The following is a 12,531-nucleotide window of genomic DNA, read 5'->3' on the forward strand; positions in this document are numbered from 1 at the left end:
TGCGGACCATGAAAAGCCCCCGTTCAGGCCAGAGCCCCTCTCACTTCCCCACGCAGAAGTTGCGGAAGACCGCGTCCACCACGTCTTCGGCCACGTCGCGCCCGGTCAGCTCGGCCAGGGCCCGCAGCGCCTCCTCCAACTCGTACCCGGCGAGGTCGTCGGGGAGGGTGCGCGCGGCCTGGATGTGCCGCCGCGCCCGCCGCGCCGCGTCCGCCTGCCGCTCGGTGGTGAGCCACGCCTCGCCCCGGGCCGCGTCCCCGATCAGGGCGGCGTGGATGGCGTCCCGCAACCCGGGGAGGCCCAGCCCGGTGACGGCGCTCACGTCCAGCGCGGCGGGGTCGGTCCAGGCCGGGGGCAGGTCCGCCTTCGTCCGCACCCTGATCACCCGCGCTTCTCCCGGCAGCTCGGTCGGCAGAGCCTCGCGGGGCAGGCTGCCGTCCTCCAGCACGAGCACGAGGTCCGCCCTCCCGGCGAGGCTCACCGCCTGGCGCACCCCCGCCGCCTCCACCTCGTCGCCCGTCTCGCGCAGGCCCGCCGTGTCCACCAGCGTGACCGGCACGCCCGCCAGCGAGAGCTGCGCCTCCAGATAGTCGCGCGTCGTGCCGGGAATGGGCGTGACGATGGAGCGCTCGTAGCCCAGCAGCGCGTTCAGCAGGCTGCTCTTGCCCGCGTTGGGGCGCCCGATCAGCGCCAGCCGCGCGCCCCGGGTGGCGACCTGTCCGGCCCGCGCGGTGCCCACCAGGGCCTCCAGTTCCGCCTCGGCCGCGGCGAGGGGTACTTCGCGGTCCTCGTCCGGCACGCCCTCCTCCGGGTAGTCGAGCATGGCCTGGAGGGCGGCGAGCGTCCGGGTGACCTGCGTTGAAATCCGCTCCACCCGCTCCCCCAGCGCCCCCGACAGGCCCAGACTCGCCTGCCGCCGCGCCGTGTCCGTTCCCGCGTTCACGAGTTCCAGCACCGCCTCCGCCTGCGCCAGGTCGAGCCGCCCGGCCATGTAGGCCCGTAAGGTGAATTCCCCGGGCCGGGCGGGCCGCGCTCCGAGTTCCAGCACCCTGGACAGCACCCGCCCCAGCACCGCCGGGCTGCCGTGCGTCTGGAGTTCGGCCACGTCCTCGCCCGTGTAGCTGTGTGGCCCCCGGAACACCAGGCACAGCCCCTCGTCGAGCACTTCGCCGTCCGCCGCGACCAGCTGCCCGAACAGGAATCGCCCGCCGCGCGTGGCACTCGGTCTGCGCCGCCCCCGGAACGCGCCGTCCGCGACCCTCAGCGCCCCCGGCCCGCTCACCCGCACGATGCCCACGCCCGCGCTTCCGGGAGCGGTGGCGATGGCGGCGATGGTGTCGGAGAGGCCAGTGCGGGTCACGGGGGGCAGGGTAGCAGGGGAGGGGGGAGGCGGCAGGGAGCGGCGTTCCAAAGGGAGGCGTCCGCCTTCACGTGGAAGGCGGACGCCCAGGTCGGCTGACTCTTTAACTTCCCTTCCGCCACTTCCCCTTGCTGCGGTTGCCCGGCTTGTTCCCCGGCGTGGCCGTCCTCGTCCTGATCTGCTCGTCGTCGTAGCGGAGCATGACGGCCAGGCGGGCGCGGGAGATGACGTGGTGCGGGTGCTTGGGTACAAAGGCCGTCACCACGTCGAGGTAGCCGTCCGGCCCGTGCTCGACGACCACATGCAGCGGCAGCGCGACTCCGCACGACTCGAAGAAGCCGCACACCAGCCAGCGGCGGTCCTCGGGGTAGACGGCCCGCACCCGCCCCGCGACAAGCACCTGGATGATGTCGTGTTCCAGAAAGCCCTCGGCGCGGGCGTGGCCGATGGCGTGGGGGCAGAGGTGGTACTTGCCGTCGTACACGGCGTCGCGCAGCCGGGCGTGGGCGCGGGCGAGGGTATGGTCGGTGGTATCCACGCCCGCCAGGTCGGCCTCGCGCTGGGGCTTGACGGGCTTGGGCTGTAAATGGGCGGGCCGCGCGGGGGGCGGGGTGGGGGCGCGGCGGGCTTCTTTTTCCGCGCGGGCGAGTTGGGCACGCAGGGCCAGCAGGTCGGTGCCGGTCTGCGGATCGCGGCGTCTGCGGGGCGGGTTGGTGGTGCTGGACGTGGCTGCTTTCGTCACGGCGGGCCTCCCATCGGCGGCCTTCCCGTTCCCTCTTCCGTCTCGGGGAGGGCCGGGTCCGCGCGCCTCCCTTTTCAAAAAGAAAAGGCCCCTCAAACACAGCGTTGTGTTCGTGGGGAGGAAGGCGGCGTACCCTGTTCAGGGCATATGGGGAGTGTACCACGGGCAACCTCAGGCATGACGTGACGTGCGGAACAGACGCGCGCCCCCCCTCCTTTCTAGGCTGAGGCAGCATTTTCGCCCGCCCAGAGCCTGCTCGCCCAGGAGGTGCCCCGCCATGATCCGCCCGATGCAAGCGACCGATGCGCCAGACATTCTCGCCCTGCTCAACTGGATGGACGACGCCCCCGAGCGCGAGGTGTTCGCGCCCGACGCCCGCGAGGCTGCCGAGCTGCGCGGCGAGTGCGAGGACCGTGTCTGCCTCGTCGCCGAGGACGTGGAGGGCACCGTGCAGGCCTACTGCGGCCTGGCCCCCTTCCGCGACGGGCTGGCGCTGGAGGGGCCGCTGGGCACCGGCGACCTGCACAGCCTGCTCGCCCGAGCGGTGGAGCGCTCCGAGGGCCTGCCCATCTACGCCTTCAGCGCGCGGGACAACCTCGCCGTGCGGGAGGCGCTGGAGGCGGCGGGGTTCACGCCCATGCACACTACGGATTTCTACACGGCGCCCGTGTCGAACCTGGCCCGCCACGCCCGGGTCCCGGCCGAGTACACGACGGTCGAGCGCCTCCCGCCCGAGCAGTACCGCGCCCTGTACCGCGCCTCCGAGGACGGCTGGGCCGGGCGCCTGGAGTGGACGGACTCGGAGGTCGAGGCGCACTTCGACCGGGACGACGTGCGGCTGGTGGCCCTGCTGCGAAACGGTCGGCCCGTGGGCTTTGCCGAGCTGGAGCTGGACGTCGAGGCGGCCCGCGCGGACCTGACCTACCTGGCCGTCCACCCCGCCGAGCGGGGGCAGGGCCTGGGCCGCGTGCTGCTGGCCCTCGCCGCCGCAGAGGTCGCCGCCTACCCCGAGATTCGCAAGCTGCGAACCCGCGCCCATGACCACGCCCACGCCGCCCGCGCGCTGTACGCCCACGCGAACCTGACCCACTGCCGCTCGGTCGTCACCTACCTGCGCGACGACACGGAAGGGGAGGCGTAGGGGAGGTGGGCACAATCCCGCCTTCCCCGCCGAGTTAGCCTCGCGGCATGGGCAAACGCGACCGGAATGCTGTTCGCACCGCTTACGTGACGCTGCGTGACCTGCCCGGCACGCGCGTCATGTTCTGGGTGGTGGACGAGTGCCCCTACTGCGGCGAGCGCCACTTCCACCCCGCCGGGAACCTGCGAACCGCCGACCCGAGCGAGAAATTGGGCGAGCAACCCGCCATGTGCGACCCGACCCGCACCTACGACCTCCTCCTCCCCCCGCGCCCCAAGAAGAAGACCGGGAAACCCGAGCGCCGCAAGGAGCGCCGGGCAGGCAAACTCGACGACTGGGACGACGAGAAGTGGTAAGGGGCATCACAAGCTGATTGGAACTGGCCCCGGTGGAGGGGTCAATGGGTGTGCTGGGGCCTCTTATGCGAGAGCAAAGTCGTGTGGGACGGCAAACATTCCCTCCGCGTTGAGGGGGGAGGGGGTGAGCGGGCACGGCGTAAAGAGGCCGGTCAGGGTGTCCAGGTACCTCTTGCCGAGCCAGGGCAGTAGGGCGAACTGGCGCTTGCCACCCCCTCCCCCTCGAGGGGGGAGGGAGCAACTCAGCTCAAGCGATCCACCAGTCCTCCCCGTAGCGCACCAGGCCGAGTCTGCGGGCCACTGCCTGGGAGGCCACGTTGCTCCAATGCGTGCTGTAGAGCGGCAGGCGGCCGAGTTGGCGCATCGCCGCGGCCCATCTGGCGACCGCCGCACCCGCGTGCCCCCGTCTCCGGAACGCCTCGGCCGTCTCCACTCCCGCCTCCGCCGCGTCCTGGGTGAGGCGGGCGCAGAAGCAGATGGACACGGCGCTCCCCTGCTTGACCGCCGCCGCGATGGGCGCGAAGCGGAAGCTGGCGCGCGACGTGATCTTCCAGGGAAAGTGCGCTTCGAGGAGATGGGCGTTGTCCTCCGAGATCAGGACAACGTTTTCGGGAACGGGGACGCCGCCGGGCACGCGGTATGCCGGTCCCCGCTCCTCGGCCGTGATGGGTGTGTGGGCGGCGAGAACGTCCCGGATGGACGCCGCGTTCCGGGGCTCATCCGCAGCCGTCGTGAAGCCCGGTAGAACGGGTTCGGCGCGGCACAGGTCCTCCAGTTCCCGCACCAGATCAGCGGGCAGGTCGTGCCGGAAGCGCCAGACGTTGCCCTCCGGCGTGCGCCCCATAAAGAGGCGGGGTGCGGGGTCGAGTTCGTTCTCCTCGTAGCCGGGCTCGCGGATGAAGCGCAGCCGCCCGTCCCGATCAGATACAAACAGGGCGGAGGTCTGGAGTTCCATCAACTCGCGGTCGGAGGGCACGTCCCTCATCATGCCCTCGCCCTCAATGTTGGTGGTTACCCCCCATGTCCATCCCGTCCATATTCATCTGGTCGTGCCCGCCCTGCGCCCCACCAGCAGGGGGGAGCGGCTGGGCGCTCCAGCCCTTCAACAGGTCCGTCATCAGCCGGATCTCCCCCCCCTGCGTTGCCTGAATCTGCCGGGCGAGGGTCCGCACCTCGGGCCTCACTCCATCCCCCAGGGCGGGTTTGACCATTGCTATAGCGCCCTGGTGATGGCGGATCATGAGTTGCAGGAAAAGGCGCTCGGCGTCATTCACGGGCAGCGTGTCCAGGCGGTTCAGCTCCCCGGAGGTCGCCATGCCCATCATGCGGGCGTGTTCGGCGGTCATGCCCTGGCCGCCCCACGGCAGGCCCCAGAGGGTCAGCCAGCCGCGCATCTGCCCGATCTGCTCCTGCTGCGAGAGCATGATGTCGAGCGCCAGCGACCGGAGGGTGCGGTCCCGGGAGCGGTCGCGGATGCGGGTCGCCATGTCGATGGCCTGCGCGTGGTGCTGGATCATCTCGCGCACGAAGCGAACCTCGGTGCTGCCCTCGCGTGGGGTGGCGACGCGCGGCGCCAGGACCAGGGCCAGGGCAATCAGGGCCGCGAGGGCCAGGGCGGCGGCGGCGAGCAGGCCGGGGCGGCGGGGCATGGGCGGAGTATAGGAGGGGCGCATGAGGCGGCTACACTGGAGCCTGTGACCGGTCAGGTGGACACCTCGCGCCTGCTGGGGCTCGACGCGCTGCGCGACGCGCTGCTCGCCACCTGGCGGGACGTGCAGGGGGCCGTGGCCCAGTACGGCCCCAATGCGGTCCTTGCTGCCGGGCTGACCCTGCTGTACGCGCTGCTGTTCCTGGGCGTATCGCGGCTCGCCTACCGCCTGCTGGCGCGCTTCCACCTCGTCGCGTACCCCATCGCCCGGCGGGTGCTGCGGACGGTCCTGCGCCTGACCTTTTTGCTGCTCGTGCTGCTGTCGATCACGGCGCTGTTTCCGGGGCTGGAGGTCTGGAGCGGGCCGATTTTCCGGGTCTACCTGCTGCTGCTCGTGCTGTACGTGGGCTGGGGGGCCATCCGGCGCTTCCTGCACGTTCAGGCGGCGCAGTGGGACCTCGACGCCAGCCTGAGCCTCCTGTTGCGAAACGTGACCCGGACGGTGTGGATTCTGCTGGGGCTGTACCTCGTGTTCGGGCAGTTCGGGGTGGACCTGCTCCCCATTCTGGGCGGGCTGGGCGTGGTGGGGCTGGCGGTGGGCTTCGCCGCGCAGGACATTCTCGCCAACCTCATCAGCGGGGTGACGCTGCTCCTCGACCGGCCCTTTCGCATCGGCGACTGGATTCGCACCGAGGCGCACGAGGGCCAGGTCACCCGCCTCACCCTGCGGACCACCCACCTGCGGACCCGCGACAACGAGGACGTGAGCATTCCCAACAAGGAGGTCGCCGGGGCCGTCGTCGAGAACCTCAGCGTGGGGGGCAAACTCCGGCTCAATGTGAACATCGGCCTGGCCTACCGCGAGCATGTCGGGCACGCCCGCGACCTCCTGCTGCCCGTGTTGTCCGGTTTTCCCGGCGTGCTGGCCGATCCCGCCCCGCAGGTTCTCGTGGAGGAGCTGGAGGAGAGCCGTGTCCGCTTGCTGCTGCGCTTCTGGGTCGGCGCCGAGGGGGTGCAGAGCTACCCCGTCACCCGCATGAAGGTGCTGGAGGCCGCCAAGGAGGCGCTCCAGGCGGCGGGGTTGGAGGTGCCCTTTCCCCGGATGCAGGTTCGTCTGGACGGTCCGCCCCCTGAGCGCCGTGAGGACCGTGCGGACGCCTGAGCCGCAAACCTGGTGGGAGGTGGGAAAGGGCGCGGTGATGGGGGCCGCACTCGCCGTCCTGGCCGCGTATCTGGGGGAGATTCGCGGGACGGTGCCGGTGTTGTTGGTGCTGATCATGGCTGGGGGCGTGGCGGGGGCGTTCGTCTGGACCCGCCGGGTGCTGAAGGTGGGTGCCGCCGTCCTGGCCCTCCTCCTCGCCCTGTGCCTGCTCACGCCCGTGCTGCGCGCCCCGCTGGCGGCCCTGACCCTGGCGCAACGGCCCGTCCGCGCGGATGCCATCGTGGTTCTCGGGGGCGGGGTGCAGTGCGGGACGCGGGTCCTGGAGTCGAGCAGCCTGGCGCGGCTGGTGCGGGGTCTGGAGTTGTGGCGGGACGGGTACGCTCCGGTCCTCACCGTGTCCGAGCAGTCGGGGCTCCTCGGCCCGGCGGACTGCGTGAAGATGAGCGAGCTGGAACGGGCACAAGTTAGTACCCTGTACCCCTCTGGAGGGCCACAGGTGCTCACCCTGCGCCATGTCACCACCACCCGTGACGAGGCGGCCCGGGTGCGTGACCTGGCCCGGGCGCGGGGCTGGCGGCGGGTCCTCCTCGTCACGTCCCCCAGCCACTCGCGCCGGGCCGCCCGTCTCTTCGCCGCCTACGGGGTGACCGCGGTCAGCGTGCCCGCAGGGGAGACGCGTTACGACCTCACCCTGCCGCTGCCCGCCGACCGCCTCGCCGCCCTGAAGACCCTGCTGTACGAGGGGCTGTCGCGGGCCGTCGCGTCGGTGGGGGGAACGCCGGAGCGGTGAGGGCGAGAGACCCGGTCCACTCACCACAAACCGCCTGGCCTCCTTCCCCTACACTGCCCCTGATGAGCGGCACAGAGGCGACAATCACGGTGATCGGGGCGGGTCTGGCGGGGTCGGAGGCGGCGCTCGCGGCCGCGCGGATGGGCGTGCGGGTGCGCCTGCACGAGATGCGCCCCGTGAAGATGACCCCGGCCCACCGCACCGGGAACTTCGCCGAACTCGTCTGCTCGACCAGTCTCGGCGGCGAGGGCGAGTTGCAGGCCAAGGGGCTCCTTCAGGCCGAACTCCGCTCCGTGGGCGGGGCCATCGTGGGGGCCGCCGACGAGAGCCGCGTCCCGGCGGGCAATGCCCTGGCCGTCGACCGCGACGAGTTCAGCGCCCGCGTGACCCGGCTTGTGCGCGAACATCCCCTGATCGCGGTCGTGCCTGGCGAGGTGGAGGCGGTGCCGGACGGCATCACCGTGATCGCCACCGGTCCCCTCACCTCCGATGCCCTGGCCGCCGACCTCGCGCGCTTGACGGGCAGCGAGCGCCTGAGCTTCTACGACGCCGCCGCGCCCGTGATCGCCTTCGAGAGCATTAACCTGGATGTAGCCTGGCGGGCAGGGCGCTACGACCAGAGCGCCGACTACATCAATTGCCCCTTTAACAAAGAGGAGTACCTGCGCTTTTTCGAGGCGCTGGAGCAGGCGCGCAGCCATACCCCCCACGACTGGGAGAAGCTCGAATTCTTCGAGGGCTGCATGCCTATCGAGGAGATCGCCCGCCGCGGCGTGGATACCCCCCGCTTCGGTCCGATGTCACCCAAGGGCCTGGACGACCCCCGCACCGGGCGCTGGCCCTACGCGGTCGCCCAACTGCGCCAGGAGGACCGAGAGGGCCGGATGTGGTCCCTCGTCGGCTTCCAGACGGGACTCAAGTGGGGGGACCAGAAGGCAGTGGTGAACCTCATTCCGGGGTTGGAGAACGCCGAGGTCGTCCGCTACGGGGTCATGCACCGCAACACGTACCTGAACGCGCCGGAGGTGCTGGACTCGACGCTGGGGCTGCGCGCCGACTCAACCAAGTTCGTCGCGGGTGTGCTGGCCGGGACCGAGGGCTACCTCGAATCCGCCGCGACCGGCTGGCTGGCCGGAACGAACGCCGCCCGCCTCGCGTTGGGCCTCCCGTCCCTCACACCACCCGCCGAGTCCATGCTGGGCGGCCTGGTGCGCTACCTCGCCTCGGCCAACCCGAAGGGCTTCCAACCCATGAACGTGAACTGGGCGCTGGTGCCCGAGCTTCCCGCCCCCGAGCCGTCCCCGTCGGGGAAGGTCCGCAAGTTGGGCAAGCGCGAGAAGCGCCCGGTGATGTTCCGCCGGGGCCTGAACGCCTTTATGGGCTGGGCTGGGGAGGAGGCGGGGTTGACCGTCACGCCGCCCACCGTCCCTGAGCCCGAGGCGGACGCGGTGCCCGCGCTGCGCTGAGCCCGACCGTTCAAACCTTCCCCCGCCGCCTTTCCCGTATCGTTGGGGCGTGACGGAGCGTGCGGGGCAGGGGATGTTGATCTACGGATTGGGCCGAAGCGGGCGCGGCGTGGCCCGCTTTCTGGCGAGGGAAGGGCTGCACGCCGAGTGGCACGACGCGCGCCCATCGGCAGAGGACGAGGCGCTGATGGCCGAACTGGGCTTCGCGCGGGGAGACGTGGGGGGAACGTACCGGACGGTGGTGGCGGCGCCGGGCGTGCCCATCGACCACCCGGACCTCCTGGCCCTGTCGGAACGCGGGGCGGAGATCATCGGGGAGGTGGTCCTCGCGGCCCGGGCGCGTCCGGGACTGCCCCTCGTCGGTGTGACGGGCACGGCGGGCAAGGGTGGCACGACGGTGCTGATCGCGCACCTGCTGCGGGCGAGCGGCTTGAACGCGCTGGAGGGGGGCAACATCGATCCCCCCCTCCTCGACGTGGTGGACCGGGCGGAGGTGGCGGTCGTGGAGCTGTCGAGCTTTCAACTGGAACGGGTGCCCGGCCTGTGCCTGCCCGTCGCCGTGATCACGAACCTGGGGGTGGACCACCTCGACCGTCACCGCACGATGGAGGCGTACCACGCGGCCAAGCTCAACATCACGGCGGGGCAGAGGGGGGAGGACGTGCTGGTCGTTCCGGCGGGGCTGGAGGTGGGCACCCGGGCGCAGGTCCGCCCCTTCCTCCCTGACCGCATCACCCTGGCGAATGGGGAGGAGGTGCTGCCCGCCGCCGACCTCCCGGAAGGGCTGCACCCCGCGAACGCCGCCGCCGCCGTCCTCGCCGCCCAGGCGCTGCTGGAACGGCTGGGCTGTCCGGTAGACGTGGGGGTGCTGGCGGGGGCGCTGCGGAGTGCCCGCCCGGTCGCCGGACGCTTCGAGACGGTCGCGCGGGTCGGGAACATTCGTTTTATCGACGACTCCATCGCCACCCGCACGCTCGCGGTGGAGGCGGCCCTCACTCGCGCCCCGGCCCCGATTGCGTGGCTGGTCGGTGGGCGAGACAAGGGGGCGGACCTCGCCCCGCTGCGGGAGGCGGCGTGGGGCCGGGTCACCCGCGTCATCGCCTTCGGGGAGGACGGCGAGGCGCTCGCCCGCGGGCTGGGCCTCCCCTTCGAGACGGTGACGGGTGAAGACGGGGACGCGGTGATGCGCTGCGCGGCCCGCGCCGGGCTGGAGGCGCTGGGGGGTCCGGGCGGGACGGGCACGGTGCTGCTGGCCCCCATCGGCACGAGCTTCGATCTGTTCCGCGACTACCGGGCGCGTGGAGAGAGCTTTGCTCAGGCCGCGCGGGAACTTGCGGCGGCTGCGGAGGTGCGGGCATGAGTCTGCAACTGGTGATCGCGCAGGTGCTGCTGCTCACGCTGGGGCTGCTGGGGGTGGCGACCGCCCGGCCAGATCTGATCATGGACCACGGGAGCAAGGTGCTGCTGGCCCTGGCCGTGACCTTCGCCGCCGCCCGGCTGCGGCCCAAGACCTTCCTGAAAGCCGCCCCGTACTTCTGGGGCTTCACCCTGCTGCTGCTGCTGCTGACCCTGTTCATCGGGCAGGGCACCGTGACGAGTCCGGGCACCAAACGCTGGCTGGAACTCGGCCCGCTGCGCTTCCAGCCGTCGGAACTGGCGAAGCTGGGGCTGGTGCTGCAACTCGCGTCGTTCTTCTCGCGGCGGGGCGTGCAGCATAAGCTCATCAGCGCGACCCTGATGATCGTCTTCACCACCCTGCTCGTGCTGCTGGAGCCCGACCTGGGCAGCAGTGTCCTGACCTTCGGGCTGGGCATCATCGTGATGTACGCCGCCGGGGTCCGCATCACCAATATCACCGGGTTCCTGTTCGCGCTGGGCCTGCTCGCCATTCCCTTCGCGGGGCACTATCTGGAGACCCACCCCTACATCCTGGAACGCTTCTTCGGGCACGTGAACCGCGGCGAGACGATGGCGGTCGGCCTCGACCAGATCGGTATGGCGCACCGCGACCTGAATTTCGGCGGCATATGGGGCCTGGGCCCGGATGGCCCCCGCTGGTCGTACTTCGCGGCGCACACCGACATGGTGGTCGCGTCGGTCGGCTTCTCGACGGGCCTGCTGGGCGTCGCCATGCTGCTCTTCGCCTACTGGCTGATCGTGTCCACCGCCCTGCAAGTCTCGCAACTCGCGGCCCGCGTCCGCCCCATGACCCCCGAGATTCACGGCGCCACCATCATGGCGACGGGCGCGATGTTCATGGTCGTGGGGCAGGCGTTCGTGAACCTCGCCGTGGCGGCGGGCATCTTCCCGGTGACCGGCGTGCCGCTGCCGCTCGTCAGCTACGGCTTCTCCTCCATGCTCACCATGAGTCTCGCCCTGGGCGTGATCCACAGCGCCATGCGCGAGGTCCGGCGCCACCTGCCCGCCCAGGAGGTCGCCCCCGACCTCGTGCAGGTGCCCGCCGACTGACCTGGCGAGGAGGGGAGAGGGGGCGGCCCGCGCGTCAGCGGCCGCCCCCTTTGCCTGTGGAGAGGCCGTGGATCAGGGCCTCCAGCCCACGCTCGAAGCCACCGCGCGGCCCGCTGAGCCCGAACTGCCCGCTCCGCTCCAACAGCGCAAAGCCGTGCAGGTAGGCCCAGTACGCGACGGCGGCACCCGTGTCGTCCGGGTTCCCGGTCAGCGCCCCGACAAGGTGCAGGACGTAATTCCACAGCTCCTTGCCGGGGCCAGGTCCGGCCAGGGCAGGTGGGCGCGGGGCCAGCAGCAGGCCGTAGAGGTGCGGGTGCGCCCGGGTGTACTCCAGGTAGGCGTGGGCGGCGGCGCTCAGCGCCTCGGAGGGCGCACGGTCCCGGCTCGCCTCCCTCAGGTCCTCGTGCAGGGCAAGGGTCGCGTGCCGTTCCAGCGCGGCGACCAGGGCCGCCCGGTCGGGGTAGTGCCGGTAGAGGCTGCTGGGCCGGACCTTCAGGCTGTCGGCGAGCGCCCGCATGTTGAGTGCCTCGTCCCCCCCATCCTCCAGGAGGTCAAGGGCCGCCCGCAGAATCGCCTCGGCCGTGAGTTTAGCGGGGTAAACCATGCCGAACACTGTACGTCTTGACCTTCCCCCTCACAAGGCGTACAGTGTTCACTATAAGGCGAACAACGTTCGTCTTGAGGAGGCGCTACCATGCGGCACACCCGCCACGGATCACACCTGCACCAGCTCACCCGCCTGGGCTTCGTGAACACCTACCTGGTCGCCGAGCCGGACGGCTTCACCCTGGTGGACACCGGAATGCCGGGCAGTGCTGCTGCCCTGCTGCGCGCGGCGAGCGGGCTGGGCCAGCCCATCCGGCGGATCGTCCTGACGCACGCGCACGGCGACCACACCGGCAGCCTAGACGCGCTGCACGCGGCCCTGCCCGACGTTCCTCTGCTGATCTCCGGGCGGGACGCGCGGTTGCTGGGGGGAGACCACCAGCTTGACCCGGGTGAGCCCCAGGTGCGGCTGCGCGGTGACCTGCGGCCCAGCAACGCTCCCGTGCAGCCCCTCGCAGATGGGGACAGGGTCGGCAGCCTGCGCGTCGTCGCCACGCCGGGCCATACCCCGGGGCACCTCGCCCTGCTGGACACGCGCGACGGCACCGTGATCTGCGGGGACGCCTATCACACCGTGGGCGGCCCGGCCGTCAGCGGCGACCTGCGCCTGATCTTTCCCCTGCCCGCCCTCGCCACCTGGCACGCGCCGACCGCGCTCGCCAGCGCCCACCTCCTCGCCGATCTGAATCCCACACGCCTCGCCCCCGGTCACGGGCGGGTGGTCGAAGACCCTGCTCCCGCCATGCGCCGGGCGCTCCAGCGGGCGCAGCGGGGGGCACGGGCTTGAAGAC

The 12,531-nt window shown here is 71.4% G+C and carries 13 protein-coding genes; 8 read left to right on the top strand and 5 right to left on the bottom strand.

What is annotated here, in order from left to right; genetic code table 11:
• Positions 1–40: 40 nt before the first annotated feature.
• Together mnmE and F784_RS0111875 are read right to left on the bottom strand one after the other, a co-directional pair.
• Positions 41–1,360: a tRNA uridine-5-carboxymethylaminomethyl(34) synthesis GTPase MnmE gene (mnmE, locus tag F784_RS0111870; RefSeq protein ID WP_026332432.1), complete on the bottom strand. Its 1,320-nt coding sequence runs from the start codon at positions 1,358–1,360 to the stop codon at positions 41–43.
• A gap of 103 nt (positions 1,361–1,463) precedes the next feature.
• On the bottom strand, positions 1,464–2,102 hold the full coding sequence (locus F784_RS0111875) for a DUF4258 domain-containing protein (RefSeq protein WP_019586956.1): 639 nt from the start codon (positions 2,100–2,102) through the stop codon (positions 1,464–1,466).
• 277 nt (positions 2,103–2,379) lie between these two features.
• On the opposite strand from F784_RS0111875, the gene F784_RS0111880 reads away from it, so the two are divergent.
• Positions 2,380–3,243 carry a GNAT family N-acetyltransferase gene (locus F784_RS0111880; RefSeq protein ID WP_019586957.1) on the top strand — a complete coding sequence of 288 codons (864 nt, stop codon included), beginning with the start codon at positions 2,380–2,382 and terminating at the stop codon, positions 3,241–3,243.
• A 47-nt stretch (positions 3,244–3,290) separates the two neighbouring features.
• Positions 3,291–3,599, top strand: a complete 309-nt coding sequence (locus F784_RS0111885) for a hypothetical protein (protein ID WP_019586958.1) — start codon at positions 3,291–3,293, stop codon at positions 3,597–3,599.
• Between the two features lie 247 nt (positions 3,600–3,846).
• On the opposite strand, the gene F784_RS0111890 is transcribed toward F784_RS0111885, so the two are convergent.
• On the bottom strand, positions 3,847–4,587 hold the full coding sequence (locus F784_RS0111890) for a GNAT family N-acetyltransferase (protein ID WP_019586959.1): 741 nt from the start codon (positions 4,585–4,587) through the stop codon (positions 3,847–3,849).
• 10 nt (positions 4,588–4,597) lie between these two features.
• Complete coding sequence (locus F784_RS0111895) at positions 4,598–5,248, bottom strand: DUF305 domain-containing protein (RefSeq protein ID WP_019586960.1); 651 nt, start codon at positions 5,246–5,248, stop codon at positions 4,598–4,600.
• 45 nt (positions 5,249–5,293) lie between these two features.
• Here F784_RS0111895 and F784_RS0111900 point away from each other — a divergent pair, with 45 nt between their 5' ends.
• The 5 genes from F784_RS0111900 to F784_RS0111920 all read left to right on the top strand — a co-directional run bounded on the left by F784_RS0111900 (position 5,294) and on the right by F784_RS0111920 (position 11,134).
• Positions 5,294–6,409 carry a mechanosensitive ion channel family protein gene (locus tag F784_RS0111900; protein ID WP_019586961.1) on the top strand — a complete coding sequence of 372 codons (1,116 nt, stop codon included), beginning with the start codon at positions 5,294–5,296 and terminating at the stop codon, positions 6,407–6,409.
• Positions 6,396–7,199, top strand: a complete 804-nt coding sequence (locus F784_RS0111905) for an ElyC/SanA/YdcF family protein (protein WP_019586962.1) — start codon at positions 6,396–6,398, stop codon at positions 7,197–7,199. Before F784_RS0111900 ends, F784_RS0111905 begins: the two co-directional genes overlap by 14 nt.
• Before the next feature lie 62 nt (positions 7,200–7,261).
• Entirely contained in the window at positions 7,262–8,665 is a 1,404-nt protein-coding gene (trmFO, locus tag F784_RS0111910) for a methylenetetrahydrofolate--tRNA-(uracil(54)-C(5))-methyltransferase (FADH(2)-oxidizing) TrmFO (protein ID WP_026332433.1), read from the top strand.
• A gap of 73 nt (positions 8,666–8,738) precedes the next feature.
• Positions 8,739–10,025 carry a UDP-N-acetylmuramoyl-L-alanine--D-glutamate ligase gene (murD, locus tag F784_RS0111915; RefSeq protein ID WP_019586964.1) on the top strand — a complete coding sequence of 429 codons (1,287 nt, stop codon included), beginning with the start codon at positions 8,739–8,741 and terminating at the stop codon, positions 10,023–10,025.
• Positions 10,022–11,134, top strand: coding sequence for an FtsW/RodA/SpoVE family cell cycle protein (locus tag F784_RS0111920; RefSeq protein WP_019586965.1), 1,113 nt, complete (start codon positions 10,022–10,024; stop codon positions 11,132–11,134). The genes murD and F784_RS0111920 overlap by 4 nt, the downstream gene beginning before the upstream one ends.
• A 34-nt stretch (positions 11,135–11,168) precedes the next feature.
• Here the strand turns inward: F784_RS0111920 and F784_RS0111925 are convergent, their stop codons facing one another.
• Positions 11,169–11,738, bottom strand: coding sequence for a TetR/AcrR family transcriptional regulator (locus F784_RS0111925; protein ID WP_040383118.1), 570 nt, complete (start codon positions 11,736–11,738; stop codon positions 11,169–11,171).
• Positions 11,739–11,828: 90 nt separating this feature from the next.
• Between F784_RS0111925 and F784_RS0111930 the strand changes: the two genes are divergently transcribed.
• Positions 11,829–12,527, top strand: a complete 699-nt coding sequence (locus F784_RS0111930; protein WP_019586967.1) for an MBL fold metallo-hydrolase — start codon at positions 11,829–11,831, stop codon at positions 12,525–12,527.
• Positions 12,528–12,531 lie beyond the last annotated feature (4 nt).

This window comes from Deinococcus apachensis DSM 19763, from assembly GCF_000381345.1.
Classification (GTDB): Bacteria; Deinococcota; Deinococci; order Deinococcales; family Deinococcaceae; genus Deinococcus; species Deinococcus apachensis.